Source organism: Streptomyces sp. NPDC001443 (assembly GCF_053597355.1).
In genome coordinates this window covers 128604-146441 of record NZ_JBSFIA010000006.1, presented here as the reverse complement: position 1 = coordinate 146441, position 17838 = coordinate 128604, and the positions used below count along the sequence as shown (strand labels likewise).

Sequence of the window (17838 nt, the reverse complement as noted above, 5' to 3'; positions counted from 1 at the left end):
GAGGACCCGACCTCGTGGAACGGCAAGGCTGTTGCCATGACCAGCATCGACGTACAGGACCTCACCAAGGAGTTCGGGGACCGGCGCGCCGTGGACCGTCTCAGCTTCCGCGTGCTGCCCGGCCGGGTCACCGGTTTCCTCGGACCCAACGGAGCGGGCAAGTCCACCACCATGCGGCTCGCGCTCGGCCTCGACCGGCCGACCTCCGGAACCGCCACGATCGGCGGCCGTCCCTACGCCACGCTCACCGACCCCCTGCGCCAGGTGGGCGCGTTGCTCGACGCCGGGGCCGCGCACGGGTCCCGCACCGGCCGCGACCATCTGCGGATCCTGGCCGCGAGCCACCGCATCCCCGGCCGCCGGGTCGACGAGGCACTGGAGGAGACCGGGCTCGCGGCGGTGGCGCGCCGCCGGGTGCGGACGTACTCCCTGGGCATGCGCCAGCGGCTGGGCATCGCCGCGGCCCTGCTCGGGGACCCCGCGGTGGTGATGCTCGACGAACCCTCCAACGGACTCGATCCCGAAGGCATCGTCTGGATCCGCGCGTTGCTGCGCCGGCTCGCCGCCGAGGGCCGCACGGTCCTGGTCTCCAGCCACCTCATGAACGAGACCGCGTCCTTCGCCAACCACCTCGTCGTCCTGGGCCGGGGACGCCTCCTGGCCGACACCCCTGCGCGGGAGTTCATCCACGCGCGGGTGCGGCCCCGGGTGCGGATCCGCACGACGGACCACGCGGCACTCGAAAGGGCCCTCGCCCCGCACGGCCACCGGGTCGTCGGGCACGCGGACGGGCACTGGACCGTGGAGCACGCGCGCGTGGACGACGTCGGCCGGCTCGCGTCCGCCGCGGGCGTCCCGCTCCTCGAACTGGCGGCCGAAGAAGGCACCTTGGAGCAGGCCTACCTCGATCTGACGTCCGCGGAGACCGAGTTCACCGCTCAGCCGCAGGAGGCCTGACATGCCGTTCGTACCCGTTCTCCACTCCGAGTGGCTGAAGATCCGCACCCTCCGCTCGCTGCTCGGGACGCTGTTCGCGCTGTTCGCGGCGACCACGGCGTTCTCCGCGATCGCACATGTCCCGGACGCGCCCGACCCGGACTTCGACCCGCTGTTCATGGCACTGTCCGGTGTCACGCCCGGCCAGATCGCCGCGATCTCCTTCGGCGCGACGGCGGTCTCCTCGGAGTTCCACGGGGGAGCGCTGCGGCTCTCGCTCGCCGCGGTGCCGCACCGCGGCCGGTGGTTCGCGGCCAAGGCGACCGCCGTCGCCCTCCCCGTGCTGGTCGTGGGACTGGTCACCGCCCTCGCCGCGCTGCTCGCCGCCAGAGCGAGGCTCGGCGACGCCGGGAACGCTCTCACCACGGGTGAACAGGTCCGCGGCGTCGTGGGCTGCGGCGTCTACCTCACGCTGATGGCGCTCCTCGCGGTCGGCCTCACGGCCCTGCTGCGCAGCGGGGTGGGCGCGCTCTCCCTCCTGATCCCCTTCATCCTCGTCGTCTCGTTCGTGATCGGGGAGACGGCGGGCGGCGTCACCGACTTCCTGCCCGACCACGCGGGCCAGGTGGCCCTGCACCGGACCTGGGACGGCAGCCTCGGCCCGTGGACGGGCCTCGCGGTGACCGCGCTGTGGGCGGCGGCCGCCCTGCTCGCCGGGGCGTGGCGGCTGTGCCGCAGGGACGCCTGACCCCGCGACCGGCCTGATCCCCCGCCGATTGTCAGTGGTCGCCGTTCTACTGGACCCATGGGCATCGCACGGTGCCTCACCACGATCGACCCGCTGTGCGCCCGGGACCTCCACCCGGAGCACGGCGGGACGGACGTCGGCACGAGCGGCTCACCACACGCTGGGGGCACCCCGCATGTTCAGCCTCGCGAGCCTCTTCGACCGGGTCATGGCCGACGAGGACGTACCCGAGCCCTGGGGCGTGCTCGGCAGCCACGTGCCGGACCTGCATCCGTGGCGGCTGCTGGGGACGGAACGCCGGCCGGCGCTCGGCGTGTCCCAGTGGGACAAGGAACTGCCGTTCCAGCTCATCGCCGTGGTCACGGACGTGGACCCGCCGTGACGGACGGGCCGGGCCCACATCGGGTGCGCAGAACGTGCCGGGTGAGCCGGATGCATCGGGTCGGTCCGATGTGCCGGACGGCGCGCCCGGCGATGTGCCACCCGCGTCAGGCCTGTGCGGCCTCGCGCAGCCGCGCGAACTCCTCCGCCATGGTCGCCGTCGTCCAGTGCGCGTTCAGCCCGCTGGGATTCGGCAGCACCCACACGCGTGTGTCGCCGAACACCCGCTCCTGGGGCCCCACCTGTGCCTTGCGCTCGTCGAACGCGGCACGGTACGCCGTGACCCCCACGACCGCCAGCCAGCGCGGCCGCAGCCGCGTCACCTTCGCGGCCAGCAGGGCCCCGCCCTCGCGGTACTCCGCGGCGCTCAGCTCGTCGGCCCGCGCGGTGGCCCGTGCCACCACGTTCGTGATGCCGAGCCCGTACGCGGGCAGTTCCCCCTGCTCCGCGGGCTTCATGAGCCTCGGAGTGAACCCGGACAGGTGCAGCACCGGCCAGAAGCGGTTGCCGGGGCGGGCGAAGTGGTGGCCCGTGGCCGCGGTCATCAGCCCGGGGTTGATCCCGCAGAACAGCACACGGAGACCGTCCGCGACCACGTCGGGGACGACACGGTCGCGGGCGGCCTCCAGTTCCGCTTGGGTGAAGCGCCTCAGAGGATCGCTCCGGGGGTGTAGCCGGCCGCCTCCGGGCGCTGCTTCACGATCTCCTCGACCCGGCCCACGACGACGCCCACCTGGGCCGCCGCCGCGCCGGTGAAGGACAGCTTGTCCGCCATCAGCGCGTCGAGCTGCGCGCGGTCGAGCGGGAGGCGCTCGTCGGCGGCGAGCTTGTCGAGGAGTTCGTTGCGCTCGGCGCCCTGCTCGCGCATCGCCAGCGCCGAGGCGACAGCGTTCTCCTTGATGGCCTCGTGCGCGACCTCGCGGCCCACGCCCGCGCGCACGGCACCCATGAGCACCTTGGTGGTGGCGAGGAACGGCAGGTAGCGGTCCAGCTCCCGGGCCACGACCGCCGGGAACGCGCCGAACTCGTCCAGCACGGTCAGGAACGTCTCCAGCAGACCGTCGAGCGCGAAGAACGCGTCCGGCAGCGCGACCCGGCGCACCACCGAGCAGGACACGTCACCCTCGTTCCACTGGTCGCCCGCCAGCTCGCCGGTCATCGAGGCGTAACCGCGCAGGATCACCGTCAGGCCGTTGACGCGCTCGCAGGAGCGGGTGTTCATCTTGTGCGGCATGGCGGACGAGCCGACCTGGCCCGGCTTGAAGCCCTCGGTCACCAGCTCGTGCCCGGCCATCAGCCGGATCGTCTTCGCCAGCGACGAAGGCGCGGACGCCAGCTGCACCAGCGCGGTGACGACCTCGTAGTCCAGCGAGCGCGGGTAGACCTGGCCGACCGAGGTGAACGCCTGCGAGAAGCCGAGGTGCCGGGCGATCCGGTCCTCCAGTTCGGCGAGCTTCGCCGCGTCGCCGCCGAGCAGGTCCAGCATGTCCTGGGCCGTGCCGACCGGACCCTTGATACCGCGCAGCGGGTAGCGGCCGAGCAACTCCTCGACCCGGCCGTAGGCGACGAGCAGCTCGTCCGCGGCGGTCGCGAAGCGCTTGCCGAGGGTGGTGGCCTGGGCGGCCACGTTGTGCGAGCGTCCGGCCATGACCAGCTCGCCGTACTCGGCCGCCAGCCTGCCCAGCCGGGCGAGGACGGCCACCGTGCGGTCGCGCACCAGTTCCAGCGAGAGCCGGATCTGCAACTGCTCGACGTTCTCGGTGAGGTCGCGGGAGGTCATGCCCTTGTGGACGTGCTCATGCCCGGCGAGGTCGTTGAACTCCTCGATGCGGGCCTTGACGTCATGCCGGGTGACCTTCTCGCGCTCGGCGATCGAGGCGAGGTCGACCGTGTCGAGCACGCGCTCGTAGTCGGCGATCGCGGCGTCCGGCACCTCGATCCCGAGGTCCTTCTGGGCCCGCAGCACGGCGAGCCAGAGCTGACGCTCCAGCTTCACCTTCTGCTCGGGCGACCAGAGCACGGCGAGCTCGGTGGAGGCGTAGCGTCCGGCGAGGACGTTCGGGATGCGGGGCTTGGCGGGCGCAGAAGTCACGTGTACGGATTCTACTGGCGATTCGTGCAGGCCAGCGCCACGGGCTTCTTCGTAGGAACGTACGAGAGCGAAGCGGCGGGGTCGTCGGTGCCCCCGCGGCCCCCGGGATCGGCGACCGCGTGGGCGGTGACGGGGCGGGTGGCCCTACGCCGCCGGGTCCTCGTAGGGCAGCAGGTCGGGGCGCTTCGGGGGGCGGCCGTCGCCGGAGGAGCGGCCCGTCAGGCGACGGCCTATCCACGGCAGCAGGTACTCCCGGGTGAAGCGCACGTCCGCCACGCGCCGGTCGAGCCAGCCCGGCGGGGCGGTGGCCGGCATCGGCGTCCGCCACTCCGCGTCCTCGGCCGGGTGGCCGAGCCGCTGCCACACCGCCTCCGCGACCCGGCGGTGCCCCTCCGCCGTCAGGTGCAGCCGGTCCACGTCCCACAGCCGCGGGTCGCCGAGCGAGGGCGCCCCGTACAGGTCGACGACCAGCGCGCCGTGCCGGGCCGCGAGCCCGTCGACGCACTCGAACAGCTCCTCCATACGCGGCCGGAACCGGTCCAGGACCGGCCCCTGCCGTCCCGGGCTGCGCATCAGCACGAGCTGCTTGCACGCCGGGGCGAGCTGCTCGACGGCCTCGGTCAGCAGGCCTCGGACCCGGCCCATGTCGCACTTGGGGCGCAGGGTGTCGTTGAGGCCGCCGACCAGGGTGATCACATCGGCGCCCATCGCGGCGGCGACCGGCACCTGCTCGTCGACGATCTGGCCGATCAGCTTGCCGCGCACCGCGAGGTTGGCGTACCGGAAGTCGGGCGTCCGGGCGGCCATCCGGGCCGCGAGGAGGTCGGCCCAGCCGCGGTAGGAGCCGTCGGACATGCGGTCCGACATGCCCTCGGTGAAGGAGTCGCCGACGGCGACGAGACTGGTGTACAGGGGAGTGGGGTTCGTCTGCATGGCGTCAGCGATGGTATCCCGGGTCCATACCCGCCGGTCGGTCGGCCTCGTCACAGGCCCCGCACGCGGCCCTGTGCCGCCTCCGCGCGGAGGCGGCACAGGGCTCCGCTCACGTCAGCTGGCCGAACAGCTCCCGCAGGACGTCCTCCATGGTCACCAGGCCCGCCAGCCGCCCGTCGTCACCCAGCACGACCGCCAGGTGCGTACGGCTGCTCCGCATCGCGGTGAGCACGTCGTCCAGCGGGGTGTTCTCCCGCACCCGCGCGATGGGACGCATGTCCCGCAGCCGGAACGGCAGATCCCGGGGCGCGGCGTCCAGCGCGTCCTTCACATGCAGGTAGCCGACGATCCGGCGCCCCTCGTCGGCGACCGGGAAGCGGGAGAACCCCGACTCGGCCGCGAGCCGCTCCAGTGCCTCCGGTGTGACACCCACGCGCGCGTAGACGACGCTCTCCAGTGGCAGGGAGACATCACGCACGGGCCTGCGGCCCAGTTCCAGGGCGTCGTGCAGCCGCTCCTGCGCGCGGTCGTCGATGAGGCCCGCCTCACCCGCGTCCTTGACGATCTGGGCGAGTTCGGCGTCCGAGAACGTCGCCGCGACCTCGTCCTTCGTCTCGATCCGCAGCAGCTTCAGCAGACCGTTCGCGAAGGCGTTGATCGCGAAGATCACCGGGCGCAGCGCGCGCGACAGCGTCACCAGCGGGGGGCCGAGCAGCATCGCGGTGCGGGCCGGCTCCGCGAGCGCGATGTTCTTGGGCACCATCTCGCCCAGCAGCATGTGCAGATACGTCGCCAGGGTCAGGGCGATCACGAAGGACACCGCGTGGCCCGCTCCGGCCGGTACGCCCAGCGCGTGGAACACCGGCTCCAGCAGATGCGCGATCGCGGGCTCGGCGACCACGCCGAGCACCAGGGTGCACAGGGTGATGCCGAGCTGCGCGGCCGCCATCAGCACGGACACGTGCTCCAGACCCCACAGCACGTTCTTGGCCCGGCGGTCGCCCTGTTCGGCGTACGGCTCGATCTGGCTGCGGCGCACGGAGATCAGCGCGAACTCCGCGCCCACGAAGAAGGCGTTCACGACGAGGGTCGCGAAGCCGATCAGCAGCTGTGCCGCGATCATCGGTCCGTCTCCTTCTTGTGGGCCGCGTCGGCGGCGTCGGCGGCGTCGGCCGCGTCGGCCGCGTCGGCCGCATCGGCCGCATCGTCCAGGGGTGCGTGCAGCAGCACGCGCGCGGCCCTGTGCCCGGACGCGTCCACCACGTCCATGCGCCATCCGGCGACGTCCACCCGGTCGCCGACCCGCGGGATGTGGCCGAGTTCCGCCGCGACGAGACCGGCCAGCGTCTCGTACGGTCCCTCCGGCGAGCGCAGGCCCACGCGCGCGAGCTGGTCGGTGCGGGCGGCGCCGTCCGCCGAGTACACGGCGCGGCCGTCCGCGTCGGTGCCGGCCGGGGCGAGGTCGGGGGTCTCGTGCGGATCGTGTTCGTCGCGGACCTCGCCGACGACCTCCTCGACGATGTCCTCCAGGGTCGCGACGCCCGCCGTACCGCCGTACTCGTCGATCACCACGGCCATGGTGCGTTTCCCGCCCAGTCGGTCCAGGAGCCGGTTCACGGTCAGGGACTCGGGTACGAGCAGCGGCTCGCGCATGATCGTGGAGACGGCCGTGCGGGGCCGGTGGTCCGCGGCCACCTTCAGCACGTCCTTGATGTGCGCGATGCCGACCACCGCGTCCAGGCTGTCCCGGTACACCGGGAAGCGGGACAGGCCCGTCGCCCGGGTGGCGTTCGCGACGTCCGCGCAGGTCGCCTGGGCATCGAGGGCGATGACCTGGACGCGCGGTGTCATCACGTTCTCGGCGGTCAGATCGGCGAGGTTCAGGGTGCGCACGAACAGTTCGGCCGTGTCCGGCTCCAGGGCGCCCTGCCGGGCGGAGTGCCGGGCGAGGGCCACGAGTTCCTGCGGGCTGCGCGCGGAGGCCAGCTCCTCGGCGGGTTCGATGCCGAAGCGGCGCACGAAACGGTTCGCCATGTTGTTCAGGTGGGCGATGAAGGGCCGGAAGGCGGCGCTGAACCAGCGCTGCGGGGTGCCCACCCGCTTGGCCACGGCCAGCGGGGAGGAGATGGCCCAGTTCTTGGGCACCAGCTCGCCGACCACCATCAGGACCACCGTGGACAGGGCCGTGCCCAGGACCAGGGCGGCCGACCGCGCCGTGGCGGCGGAGATGCCGAGGGCCTCCAGCGGGCCCGCGATCAGCTTGGCGATGGACGGCTCGGCGAGCATGCCGACCACCAGGTTGGTGACCGTGATGCCGAGCTGGGCCCCGGACAGCTGGAACGTCAGGTTCCGTACGGCTTTCAGGGCGCCCGCGGCACCGCGCTCACCGCGCTCGGCGGCGCGCGCCAGTTCGTTGCGGTCGACGGTGGTGAGGGAGAACTCGGCGGCCACGAAGGCGCCGCAGACGACGCAGAGCAGGATCGCCAGCAGCAGGAGGAGCACTTCGGTCATCGGGTCACCTCCGTCCCATGATCCGGCAGGTAGGAGGGATGTGCGCGACGGCGGGTACTGGGAGGCTCGCCCATGGGGAGGACGCTCACGCCTTTCGGTAGAGGAACGGGAAACACGCCCCTCAATGGTAAAGGAAAGGCAAAGCAGCCTCCCTGGGCGGGGCGCGATCAGTCGGCGATCGGCTTCACCCAGCGCCGCCACTGTTCCTCGGGCGTGTACCCGGCCGCCCGCCAGGCATGGTGCGCGGTCTCGTTGCGGGTCAGTACCATCGCGTCGAGACGCCGCCCGCCGAGCCGTACGAAGCGCTCCTCGGCGGCGGCCAGCAGCGCCGAACCGATGCCCTGACGCCGGCGCTCCGGATCCACCGCGAGCCGGTACAGGTGGCAGCGCCAGCCGTCGAAGCCCGCGATCACCGTGCCGACCAGCAGGCCGTCCCGTTCGGCCAGGATCAGCGCCCCGGGGTCGCGGGCGACCAGCCGCTCCACCCCGTCCCGGTCGTCGGAGATGCTCGCGCCCTCGGCGGCCGTCTTCCAGAAGGCCAGCACGGTGTCCAGGTCGTCGGGCGCAGCGGCCCGTATCCGTAGGTCAGTCATACGGTCATCGCAGCACGGCCGACGGGACGGGGTGATCAATTCCAGTATGCGGACGACCCCCGCCCCGCGTCGGCTCCCGCTCCGGTCACTCGTGCGCGATGGCCGCCAGCACGTTCATCCGGGACGCGCGCAGGGCCGGCAGCAGGGCCGCCACCACGCCGACCACCGCCGAACCGATCACCACCGCGACGATCGTGCCCCAGGGGACCGCCAGGGCCTTCATGCCCTGGAGCGCCAGCACCTGCTGCGTGCACACGCCCCACACGAGCCCCAGCGCGAGTCCCAGCACCGCCCCGAACACCGCGATCACCACCGACTCCAGCCGGATCATCCGGCGCAACTGCCGCCGGGCCAGCCCGATCGCCCGCAGCAGTCCGATCTCCCGGGTGCGCTCCACCACCGACAGGGCGAGGGTGTTGACCACACCGAGCACCGCGATCACGATCGCGAGCCCCAGCAGCGCGTACACGAGGTACAGCAGCACGGCGATCTGGTCGTGGACGAGCTTCTTGTAGTCGGCCTGGTCGCGCACCTGCACCTGCGGGTACGGGTCCAGCGACTTCTCCAGGAGGGGCCGCAGCCGGTCGGCACCGGTGCCGGCGGCCGCGTTCACGTACAGCGCGGAGTCCTGGCCGCCGGGGAGGAACTTCTCGACCGTGCCGAGGCCGAAGAACAGCCCGCCCTGCGTGCCGAACCCGCCGGACGACTCCTGGTCGGTGAGCGCGCCCACCTTCAACTCGGTCCTGCGGTCGCCGGGGAACTCGACCGGGAGCACGCTGCCGAGCCGCACGCCGTGTTCCGCGGCGAACTTCGCGTCCATGCCCATGGCACCGTCCGCGAGCGCGGCCGCCGAGCCACCGGCGGCGTACGTCACATGCGCGACGTCGTCCACCTGGGCGTCGTAACCCGCCGCGGTCGTCTCCACCCGCTTGCCGTCCGGCAGTCGAACCGCGACCGGCGCGAACCGCTGCCGTACGACGAGCCCGACGCCGTCGGTGGCACGCACCCGGTCCGTGACCTCCCGGGAGAACGGCGTGTAGTTGCTGTTCTGGATCACGAAGTCGGCGCCCAGCGTCCGGTCGATCTGCTGGTCGAAGGACCGGGACATGGAGGCGCTGGCCACCGACATCCCGCCGACCAGGGCGAGACCCACCATCAGCGCGGACGCCGTGGCGCCGGTACGACGGGGGTTGCGCAGGGCGTTGCGCTGGCTCATCCGGCCGACCGAGCCGAACAGGGCCGGGAAGGCCCCGCCGAGCACCCGGATCACCGGGCGCACCAGCAGCGGGCCCGCGATCACGGTCGCGACCAGGGTGAGGACGACGCCCAGGCCCAGCAGGGAGGCGGCCGAGGCGGTCTTCGTCGCCGTCGCGCATCCCGTCAGGGCGGCCGCGCCGAGCGCCCCGACCACCGAACCCACCACCGCGCGCACCTTGAGCGGCCGTCCCACCCCGGCGATGTCGGCGTCCGCGAGGGCGGCCATGGGCGACACCCGGGCCGCCCGCCGGGCCGGGAGGTAGGCCGCCACGAACGTGACCCCTACACCGACGACGTACGACGCCACCGGCGTCGCCCAGCCGACGACCATCTCCGTGGCCTTCAGGTTCATGCCGAACGCGCCCATGAGCTTGATCAGCCCGGCCGCCAGCCCGATCCCGGCCGCCAGCCCCAGCGTGGAGCCGACCAGGCCGAGCAGCACCGCCTCGGTGAGCACGGACCGCCGCACCTGCCGCCGGTCGGCGCCGAGGGCCCGCAGCAGACCCAGTTCGCGGGTGCGCTGGGCGATGAGCATCGAGAAGGTGTTGACGATCAGGAACACGCCCACCAGCACGGCGATCCCGGCGAAGCCGAGCATGACGTACTTGATCACGTCCAGGAAGCCGCCGAGGTCGGCGGCGGCCGACTTGGCCTGCTCGTCGGCGGTGCGCACCTCGTAGGAGCCGGTGCCGACCGCGGCGGTGACCCGGCGCTTGAGCTCGGTGTCGCTCACTCCCGGCGCCGCGTCCAGCGAGATGCTCGTCACGCGGTCGGCGGCGCCCAGCAGCTCGGCCCGGGCCACGGCGGGGTCCAGGAAGACCAGCGCCGCGCCCGGGTTGGTGGTGGTGAAGGTGGCGATGCCGACGATCTCGACCTTGAAGGTCCCGGGCTGCGCCAGCACGGTGAGCGTGTCGCCGATCCGTACGTTCTTCTTGTCCGCGGTGTCCGCGTCGAGAAGGGCCTCGCCGGCGCCGTGCGGGGCATGGCCGGAGGTCAGCTTCACCGGGCTGCGGTCGGTCGGGTTCCAGTCGTTGGCGATGGTGGGAGCGCCGGTGGTCGGTCCGACCGACTCGTTCTTGCCGTCGACGACCGTGATGTTCTCGACGCTCACGTCGGGGTGGACGGCCGCGACACCGTCGACCCCGGCCACCCGGTCCGCGAGCGCGGCGGGCACCGTCTGCACCGCGCCGGTCGGCACGGACGACTTGAGGTCCTGCTTCGGCTCGATCGTCACATCGGCGGAGGTGGACGCGAACAGCCGGTCGAAGGTACGGGTGACGGTGTCGGAGAAGATCAGGCTGCCCGCGACGAACGCGACGGACAGGACGACCGCCAGGGCGGACAGCAGCAGCCGCCCCTTGTGCGCGAGGAAATTTCTCAGGGTCGCCTTCAGCACCGGCTCAGTCCTCCCCGCCGGGGTGGCCGGGGGTGCCGGGACTCGGGGACGCGGACGGTAACGCGGACGTGGCTGCGGATGTGGAAGCGGCTCCGGCGGTGGTGAACAGTCGCATCCGTTCCAGTACGGCCTCCGCGGTGGGCCGCTCCATCTCGTCCACGATCCGCCCGTCCGCGAGGAAGAGCACCAGGTCGGAGTGGGCGGCGGCGCCCGGGTCGTGGGTGACCATGACGACCGTCTGGCCGAGGTCGTCGACGGCCTCGCGCAGGAAGCCGAGCACCTCCAGACCCGCGCGCGAGTCCAGGTTGCCGGTCGGCTCGTCGGCGAAGATCAGTTCCGGCCGGGAGGCGAGCGCGCGGGCGCAGGCGACGCGCTGCTGCTGGCCGCCGGAGAGCTGGGCGGGCCGGTGCCGGAGCCGGTCGCGCAGGCCGAGCGTGTCGATGACCTGGTCCAGCCACTTCGGGTCGGGCTTCTGGCCCGCGATGTCCATGGGCAGAGTGATGTTCTCGGCCGCGTTCAGCGTCGGTATGAGGTTGAACGACTGGAACATGAAACCGATCCGGTCCCGGCGCAACCGGGTCAGCTCGCGGTCCTTGAGCCCGGTGATCTCGGTGTCGCCGAGCCACACCTGCCCGGCCGACACGGTGTCGAGCCCCGCCAGGCAGTGCATCAGCGTGGACTTCCCCGAACCCGAGGGGCCCATCACCGCGGTGAAGCGGCCGCGTGCGATGTCGACGTCGACCGAGTCCAGGGCGAGCACCGACGTCTCGCCCGAGCCGTACGCCTTGGTCAGACCGCGGGCGCGGGCCGCGACTCCGCCGGCCGGTGCCCGGCCGGGGGCGTGCTCCGCAGCAGGTGTGGACAAGGCTGCCTCCTCGCTCGCATGGACGTGCCGACTCGTCGTCGCGGCCGAGCGTAGTGTGACCCGACCCACAGCCGGTATCCCCCCTGGGGCCGAGGCGCTCTCCGCCGGAGGTCGGGCGAGCGGCCGATATCGATGTAACCGATGTAAGGGGCATGTTCTGTCCGGCTGACGGGGTACGGGCGGGACGCGAGGGGGACGCGAGCCGGACGGGGGCGGGAGCCGGTCCGGACGAAGCGCGGCGGCCACGGAGGCACTTGCCGGTGCTAGCACTCCGGCGCTAGCGTCGAGACATGGCGAAGACCCAGCTGAACGTACGCGTGGACGAGGGCACCGCCCGCGCGGCGCGTGAACGCGCCCTGGCCCGTGGTGTGAGCGTCAACCGCTACATCGAGGAACTGGTCAGACAGGACGCCGGAGAGGCGGGCCACGCCTTCGTGGAGGCCGCCGCGGACTTCATGAAGCAGTACGAGGCCGTCTTCGCCGAGGACTTGGGCACGGACGGCGACCGCCGGGCCGAAGGTCGCGGCTGATCCGTTGTCCGACCTCAGGATCGACCTGGCCTGGCTGCTCATGCTCGCCGAACAGCGGACACCGGGCGATGCCCGGGTCACCGACTGGGGAGCCCTCGTCGCCGCGGTCGCCCGCCACCAGGCCGAGATCTTCGACGTCCCCGTCTACGACAGTCCCCACGCCCGCGGTGCGGCCCTGCTCCAACTCCTCATCCACATACCGGCGCTGGAGCGCTCCAACGCGCTGTTCGCGTCCGCGGTCGCCTACGGCTACCTCGTCGCCAGCGGCCTCAAGGTGGTCACCACGCCGGAGCGGGTGCGTGATCTGGCCCGCCTGGTGAAGGGCGGCGAGGCCTCCGTCGACGACATCGCGCGCGAGCTGCGGCAGTGGAGCGCCTGAGGCTCACGCTCAGCAGGTGAACGGGTCGGCCGGTCGCCGGTCAGCCGGTCGGCCCGGGGCGCCAGGCCGTGCCCAGCACACAGAACGAGGTGGGCAGCCGGGGTCCCTTCTCCGGCAGTGTCAGGCTCCGGTAGGGACCGATCAGGAACCCGGCGTCACGCAGGGCGCCGACCGGGTCCCGGGCCAGACGGCAGCCGCCGGCCAGCCGCGGCCACACCGTGCGGTCCAGCAGGCGCTGGGTGGCCGTCATCACCGGGCCGCCGCCCCGGCCGTGCTCGAAGAACCGCACCTGGCCGCCGGGCCGCAGGACCCGCCTCGCCTCGGCCAGCGCCCGCTCCACGTCGTGCACACTGCACAGCACCAGACTGAGGACGACCGCGTCGAAGGCCTCGCTCTTGACCGGCAGCGCCTCCGCCACGCCCGGCACGACGTCCACCGGGACCTCGCAGCGCAGCGCCGCCTCCATCGCCGCGTGCCGCAGCAGCCGCTCGGGTTCGATCGCGACGACTTCGGAGACCGTGCGGGGATAGCGGGCGAAGTTCAGCCCGTTGCCGGCCCCGATCTCGATCACCCGCCCCGACAGTCCGGCGAGCAGCCGCTCCCGCACGCGGCCCATGCCCAGCCTGGTCTCGGCGGTGACGCTCACGCGGGCGTAGTAGCGGGCGAACAGCGGGTGGTGGACGGGATCCCCGGCCACCTGGCCGGAGTTGACGGGCCGTGCGGGCATGGCGACCTCCCGGGCAGGACGGGGCCCTACGGGGATTGTCCCCCGCCGAGCCCCTTCGCACCCCCCGCCCGCGCCGATCCGCGGGGAGGGAAGTCCGCGTCGCGCCGGGCGGCCGGGGTCCGTCCGGCGGTTCCCGGCCGCCCCGTCCTCCCGGTGGACGGCGGCAACCGCCGGACAGGTATCAGGCGATGAAGTCCCGGACCTGCTCGTACACGCCGTAGTCGTTGTTCATGTCGGTGTGCGAGATGCAGCCGACCTCGACGTTCGTCGCGCCGCTGAGGACCGCGGTGGTGTCCGGGGTGAGCGCTTCGTCGCAGTCGGACCAGTAACTGGCGTACGACACGCTGCCCGGCGTCTCGTCGCCGGAGTTGAGCGAGGTCAGGAACGAACTGCCGGTGTACATCTCGGCGCACGACGTGTACAGCCACGAGCACCAAGAAGCGGTGGTCGTGCCGTGGTTGACGCCGGCGGTGGAGACGAAGTCGTCGACGTACGACGTTCCGCCCAGGTTCTTCAGGTAGTAACGCGCGCTGAGCACACCCATGGAGTGAGCGACGATGTCGACCTTGGACGCACCGGTTCTGGCCAGCACGCTCTGGATCTCGGTGGCCAGTTGCCGAGCGGTGGTGACGTTCGACTGCGACCAGTCGTACGACCACTCGTCGAGCTCGGCGGAGGAGTAGCCGTCGGCCTTGAAGTCGGCGGTCCAGTCGTCCCAGCTGCTCGACGAACTGCTGATGCCGTGCACGAAGACGACCGGGTTGTGGGTCGCCGCGTGCGCGGCGGGGGCGGAGACGGAGAGTGACACGAGGAGTGATGCCGCGACGGCGGGGACGGCCGCGGCGATACGACGCCTGTGGCGTTGCATGGTGCCTCCTGAGACGGGTGGGGTCAGCAGGAGTGTCCGATCGGGTCTACGCGCGCCGCATCAGTGAAACCGCCGGTCTTTACTGCTCAATTAACGCACCAGTAACGTCAGTTGTGTGGTGACTCCGGTGAACCCCCCACCTCCTGAGAGCACTTCACCCCCGCCGCTCCCCGACACCCCGCGGCCCCCGGTCGTCGGGCTGCCCGAAGCGGTCCGCATCCGGGCGCTGCGGGCCGTGTACGGCGATCCGCGCGCCGCCGCGGAGCTGCTGCCGCGGCTGACCGAACGGCAGGCGGCAGGCCTCGACCCGCTGCCCACGGAACCCGGCGACCTCGCGCCCGCACTGCTGCGCGAACACCGGCGGGAGATCCGTACCCTGCCGGACGACACCCGGCTGCTGCTCCTGCTCGCCGCGGCCGACCAGTATCCGGTCCCCAGCCACGCCTTCCTGCGCGCCGTCACGGCCGCCCGCCTCGACACCCGGCCGCTGGCCGCCGCCGAGGCCGCCGGTGTCGCGCACGCGGCGACGGGCGGGGTCGTCTTCCGCGACGCCTGGACGAGGATCGCCGCCTACGAGACCGCGGAACCGGTGGACCGGCGCGACGCCCACCGACTGCTGGCCCGCGTGCTGCGCGGGGCGGGAGAGGCGCCCCGCCGCTCCTGGCACCGGGGCGCGGGCGCGTGGGGCCCGAGCGGGCGGCTGGCGGTCGAACTGGACGCGGCGGCGGTGCAGGCCCGCGCGGCGGGCCGCCCCGCACTGGCCCGCGCGCTGGTCGAACGCGCGGCCGCGCTCTCCCCCGAACCGGGCGAACAGGCCCGGCTGCTCGCCCGTGCCGCCGTGGACGCCTGGCACTGCGGCGAGGCCGACCGCGCCCGTCGGCTCACCGCGGCCACCGCCGACGACGCGCTGACCGGCCTGCTCGCCCTGCGCGCCGGCGACGCCTTCGAGGCCTTCGACGCCCTGCTGCGAGCGGCGGCCCGAGCCTCGACAGGCAACTGCTCGGGCCCGGGGGACGACGCCTCGGTCTCGACAGACGATCGCTCGGGCCCGGCGGGTGGTCGTGAGGCCGCGGTGGCAGCCGTCCGGGGCAAGGCCGGTGATGCCGGGACCGGTACCCGTGCCCCCGCCGGGCCGCGCCGGGCGACGGCGGGGCCGTCGGTGTCCGACTTACGGCTCCCGGCCGGCCTCCCGGTGCCGCTGCTCCTCGTACGGGCCACCGAGGCCGCCGTCTACACCGGTGACCTGCGCCGGTGCCGGGAGGCGGTACGGGTCGCCGTGCGCTCGGGAGTCGCGGTGCCCGAAGTGCTCGCCGGGATCACGGCCGCCGCCGACGGGCGTTACGAGGTCGCGCGCGTCCACCTGGAGAGAGCGGCCGGGCGTCGTGGCCCCGGGATCGGACGCGAGAGCGGGGGCCGGCCCGACGGCGGGGGCGACCCCACCCTGCTCGTGCACGCCGGGATCGCCGCCCTGATGCTGGGCGACCACGCCCGCGCCGCCACCGCCACGCTGCGCGCCGCCGACTCGGCACGGGTGCAAGGGGCGACGGCCACCGCGGCGCAGGCCATGGAGTTCCGGGCGTACGCCGATTTCTGGACCGGCCGGCCGCGCGCCGCCGAGGCGGCCACCGCGCACGCCCTGCACCAGGCGTACGCCGCGGGTCAGGACAACGGTGCCTGTCATCTCCAGGCCGCCCTCGCCATGTTCGCCGCGATCACCGGCGACGGCGACCTGTGCCGGGAGCGCGCCGCCGCCGCCCGTGGGTACGCCCTGGCCCACGGCCTCGGTCTGCCCGCTGCCCTCGCCCAGTGGGCGCTCGCCTTCCTCGACGTGGTCACCGGCCGCTTCGGGACCGCGGCCACCCGGCTGCGCGCCCTCGCCGGCTTCGGCCCCGGGCACGGACACCGGGCCGTCCGGCACCTGGCCACCCCGCACTACGTCGAGGCCGCCGTCCGCACCGGCGACACCCGGGTCGCCCGTACCGCCCACGCCGACTACCACCGGTGGGCGAGCGCCGTGCGCAGCGCCGACGACCTGGCGCTCAGCGCGCGGTGCCGGGCCCTGCTCACCCCCGGTGCGGGGGCCGTCGAGCACTACCGCGCGGCACTCGACCTGCACGCATACGGCACCCGTGACTTCGAACGCGCCAGAACTGAACTGTTGTTCGGCAGTGCGCTGCGCCGCCTGCGCAGACGGACGGAGGCGCGCGACCGGCTGCACGGCGCCCTGGCCGCGTTCGAATCCTTCGGCGCTCCGCACTGCGCCGACCAGGCCCGCACCGAACTGCGCGCGCTGGGCACCCCGGCCGCGCCCGCGCGCGGGCCCGACGACCCGGCCGCACGGCTGACCGCGCAGCAGTTGCTCGTCGCCCGGATGGCCGCGGAGGGCGCCACCAACCGGGAGATCGCCGCCCGGCTGGCGCTCAGCCCGCGCACGATCGACCATCATCTGCGGGGCGTGTTCACCCGCCTGGGCATCCGCTCCCGGATCGAACTGGTCCGGCTGCTCGCCGAAGGCGGCTCCCCGCCGGGCGGCTCCCCGCCGGGCGGCTCCCCGCCGGGCTGATCCGTGCCGGGCCGACCCGTGCTGGGCTGAGCCGTGCCGGGCTGAGCCGTGCCGGGCTGATCCGTGCCGGGCGGCTCCCCGCCGGGCTGAGCCGTGCCGGGCTGAGCCGTGCCGGGCTGATCCGTGCCGGGCTGATCCGTGCCGGGCTGATCCGTGCCGGGCTGATCCGTGCCGGGCGGCTCCCCGCCGGGCTGATCCGTGCCGGGCCGACCCGCGCGGCAGCGCCCCGGCCCGGGCTGCGGCCCTGCGAGGCTGTCGCGCTGCTGGGCCCCACGTGCCCCGCGCACCCGAACTCGCCCGAGCCGCGCAGACCCCTGCCCGATCCGCCCTCAGCCGTCCTCGCCGTCCGTCTCCCGTGCCCGGAACGCCTCCGCGTCCCAGCTGCCGTCCAGGCGTGGCGCCAGCCAGCCCGGCGCCACCCGGCGGAAGTCGGCGGGCGCGAGCGACCCGGCGCCCGCGGGCAGCGCGCCGAGCAGCGGCGCCCCCGAGACGACCGGCAGATCCGCCACATTGCAACGCGACGCGAGATCGGGCGAGTCGGGCCAGCTACCGATCACGACACCCAGCAACTCGATCTCCCGCAGGCGCAGTTCACGTGCCGTCAGTTCGGTCGTGTTCAGCGTGCCCAGGCCCGCCGAGGCCACCACCAGCACCGGGGCGCGCAGCAGCCGGGCCACATCGGCCAGGTTCCCGCCCGTCTCGTCGAACCGCACGAGCAGCCCGCCCGCGCCCTCGACCAGCACCAGGTCGTGTTCCGTGGCCAGCTTCTGGGCCGCGTCCGCCACGTCCTGCGGACGCACCGGCGCCAGCCCGGCCCGCCGGGCCGCCGTGTTGGGCGCCAACGGCTCCGGATAGCGCGCGAGTTCGCCCGCCGTCACCGCACCGGCCAGCCGTACGACCTCCTCGGCGTCGCCCGGCTCGTCCGGCCGCACGCCCGTCTGGGCGGCCTTCAGCACGGCCACCGAGCGGCCGGCGGCGAGCGCCGCCGCGGCGACCGCCGCCGTGGTGACGGTCTTGCCGACCTCCGTGCCCGTGCCCGTGATCACCAGTACCGGCATG

17 protein-coding genes are annotated in these 17838 nt (G+C 73.5%); 6 read left to right on the top strand and 11 right to left on the bottom strand.

Translation table 11 applies throughout. The features are described from left to right. The first annotated feature begins 36 nt into the window (after positions 1-36). From ACWC24_RS09790 to ACWC24_RS09780, 3 genes are all read left to right on the top strand, one after another. Positions 37-957, top strand: coding sequence for an ATP-binding cassette domain-containing protein (locus ACWC24_RS09790; RefSeq protein ID WP_450662299.1), 921 nt, complete (start codon positions 37-39; stop codon positions 955-957). A 1-nt stretch (position 958) separates the two neighbouring features. Then, positions 959-1684 carry an ABC transporter permease gene (locus ACWC24_RS09785; protein ID WP_450662298.1) on the top strand — a complete coding sequence of 242 codons (726 nt, stop codon included), beginning with the start codon at positions 959-961 and terminating at the stop codon, positions 1682-1684. Between the two features lie 175 nt (positions 1685-1859). Beyond that, positions 1860-2066, top strand: coding sequence for a hypothetical protein (locus ACWC24_RS09780; RefSeq protein ID WP_450662297.1), 207 nt, complete (start codon positions 1860-1862; stop codon positions 2064-2066). Between the two features lie 106 nt (positions 2067-2172). Here ACWC24_RS09780 and mug read toward each other — a convergent pair whose 3' ends face one another. The 8 genes from mug to ACWC24_RS09740 all read right to left on the bottom strand — a co-directional run bounded on the left by mug (position 2173) and on the right by ACWC24_RS09740 (position 11712). Beyond that, positions 2173-2718 (bottom strand): G/U mismatch-specific DNA glycosylase, encoded by a 546-nt coding sequence (gene mug / locus ACWC24_RS09775; protein WP_450662394.1) that lies wholly within the window; start codon positions 2716-2718, stop codon positions 2173-2175. Beyond that, positions 2715-4157 (bottom strand): adenylosuccinate lyase, encoded by a 1443-nt coding sequence (gene purB, locus ACWC24_RS09770; RefSeq protein ID WP_450662296.1) that lies wholly within the window; start codon positions 4155-4157, stop codon positions 2715-2717. Before purB ends, mug begins: the two co-directional genes overlap by 4 nt. Positions 4158-4301: 144 nt before the next feature. Then, positions 4302-5090, bottom strand: coding sequence for an SGNH/GDSL hydrolase family protein (locus ACWC24_RS09765; RefSeq protein ID WP_450662295.1), 789 nt, complete (start codon positions 5088-5090; stop codon positions 4302-4304). Positions 5091-5199: 109 nt separating this feature from the next. Then, entirely contained in the window at positions 5200-6213 is a 1014-nt protein-coding gene (locus ACWC24_RS09760) for a hemolysin family protein (protein WP_450662294.1), read from the bottom strand. After that, complete coding sequence (locus ACWC24_RS09755; RefSeq protein WP_450662293.1) at positions 6210-7601, bottom strand: hemolysin family protein; 1392 nt, start codon at positions 7599-7601, stop codon at positions 6210-6212. The genes ACWC24_RS09760 and ACWC24_RS09755 overlap by 4 nt, the downstream gene beginning before the upstream one ends. 167 nt (positions 7602-7768) lie before the next feature. Continuing rightward, positions 7769-8194, bottom strand: coding sequence for a GNAT family N-acetyltransferase (locus ACWC24_RS09750; RefSeq protein ID WP_450662292.1), 426 nt, complete (start codon positions 8192-8194; stop codon positions 7769-7771). 85 nt (positions 8195-8279) lie between these two features. Continuing rightward, positions 8280-10847, bottom strand: a complete 2568-nt coding sequence (locus ACWC24_RS09745) for an ABC transporter permease (protein ID WP_450662291.1) — start codon at positions 10845-10847, stop codon at positions 8280-8282. A 4-nt stretch (positions 10848-10851) separates the two neighbouring features. Next, positions 10852-11712 carry an ABC transporter ATP-binding protein gene (locus ACWC24_RS09740; RefSeq protein ID WP_450662290.1) on the bottom strand — a complete coding sequence of 287 codons (861 nt, stop codon included), beginning with the start codon at positions 11710-11712 and terminating at the stop codon, positions 10852-10854. Between the two features lie 290 nt (positions 11713-12002). Between ACWC24_RS09740 and ACWC24_RS09735 the strand changes: the two genes are divergently transcribed. Together ACWC24_RS09735 and ACWC24_RS09730 are read left to right on the top strand one after the other, a co-directional pair. Then, complete coding sequence (locus ACWC24_RS09735; protein WP_450662289.1) at positions 12003-12242, top strand: toxin-antitoxin system HicB family antitoxin; 240 nt, start codon at positions 12003-12005, stop codon at positions 12240-12242. A 4-nt stretch (positions 12243-12246) separates the two neighbouring features. Next, positions 12247-12621: a fic family toxin-antitoxin system, toxin component gene (locus ACWC24_RS09730; protein WP_450662288.1), complete on the top strand. Its 375-nt coding sequence runs from the start codon at positions 12247-12249 to the stop codon at positions 12619-12621. 40 nt (positions 12622-12661) lie between these two features. Here ACWC24_RS09730 and ACWC24_RS09725 read toward each other — a convergent pair whose 3' ends face one another. Continuing rightward, positions 12662-13348, bottom strand: coding sequence for a class I SAM-dependent methyltransferase (locus ACWC24_RS09725; protein WP_450662287.1), 687 nt, complete (start codon positions 13346-13348; stop codon positions 12662-12664). Between the two features lie 181 nt (positions 13349-13529). Further along, positions 13530-14216: an esterase/lipase family protein gene (locus ACWC24_RS09720; protein WP_450662286.1), complete on the bottom strand. Its 687-nt coding sequence runs from the start codon at positions 14214-14216 to the stop codon at positions 13530-13532. Positions 14217-14334: 118 nt separating this feature from the next. Between ACWC24_RS09720 and ACWC24_RS09715 the strand changes: the two genes are divergently transcribed. After that, the gene (locus tag ACWC24_RS09715; RefSeq protein WP_450662393.1) at positions 14335-16779 is read left to right on the top strand and encodes a LuxR C-terminal-related transcriptional regulator; all 2445 of its coding nucleotides are present in this window, start codon (positions 14335-14337) and stop codon (positions 16777-16779) included. 329 nt (positions 16780-17108) lie between these two features. Here ACWC24_RS09715 and bioD read toward each other — a convergent pair whose 3' ends face one another. Beyond that, positions 17109-17837 (bottom strand): dethiobiotin synthase, encoded by a 729-nt coding sequence (bioD, locus tag ACWC24_RS09710; protein ID WP_450662285.1) that lies wholly within the window; start codon positions 17835-17837, stop codon positions 17109-17111. Position 17838: the final 1 nt, after the last annotated feature.

Bases quoted from the DNA above. Each gene is read 5' to 3' on its own strand.
- ACWC24_RS09790 (WP_450662299.1), top strand. From the start codon at position 37: ATGACCAGCATCGACGTACAGGACCTCACCAAGGAGTTCGGGGACCGG.
- ACWC24_RS09785 (WP_450662298.1), top strand. From the start codon at position 959: ATGCCGTTCGTACCCGTTCTCCACTCCGAGTGGCTGAAGATCCGCACC.
- ACWC24_RS09780 (WP_450662297.1), top strand. From the start codon at position 1,860: ATGTTCAGCCTCGCGAGCCTCTTCGACCGGGTCATGGCCGACGAGGAC.
- ACWC24_RS09765 (WP_450662295.1), bottom strand. From the start codon at position 5,090: ATGCAGACGAACCCCACTCCCCTGTACACCAGTCTCGTCGCCGTCGGC.
- ACWC24_RS09760 (WP_450662294.1), bottom strand. From the start codon at position 6,213: ATGATCGCGGCACAGCTGCTGATCGGCTTCGCGACCCTCGTCGTGAAC.
- ACWC24_RS09755 (WP_450662293.1), bottom strand. From the start codon at position 7,601: ATGACCGAAGTGCTCCTCCTGCTGCTGGCGATCCTGCTCTGCGTCGTC.
- ACWC24_RS09750 (WP_450662292.1), bottom strand. From the start codon at position 8,194: ATGACTGACCTACGGATACGGGCCGCTGCGCCCGACGACCTGGACACC.
- ACWC24_RS09735 (WP_450662289.1), top strand. From the start codon at position 12,003: ATGGCGAAGACCCAGCTGAACGTACGCGTGGACGAGGGCACCGCCCGC.
- ACWC24_RS09725 (WP_450662287.1), bottom strand. From the start codon at position 13,348: ATGCCCGCACGGCCCGTCAACTCCGGCCAGGTGGCCGGGGATCCCGTC.
- ACWC24_RS09720 (WP_450662286.1), bottom strand. From the start codon at position 14,216: ATGCAACGCCACAGGCGTCGTATCGCCGCGGCCGTCCCCGCCGTCGCG.
- bioD (WP_450662285.1), bottom strand. From the start codon at position 17,837: ATGCCGGTACTGGTGATCACGGGCACGGGCACGGAGGTCGGCAAGACC.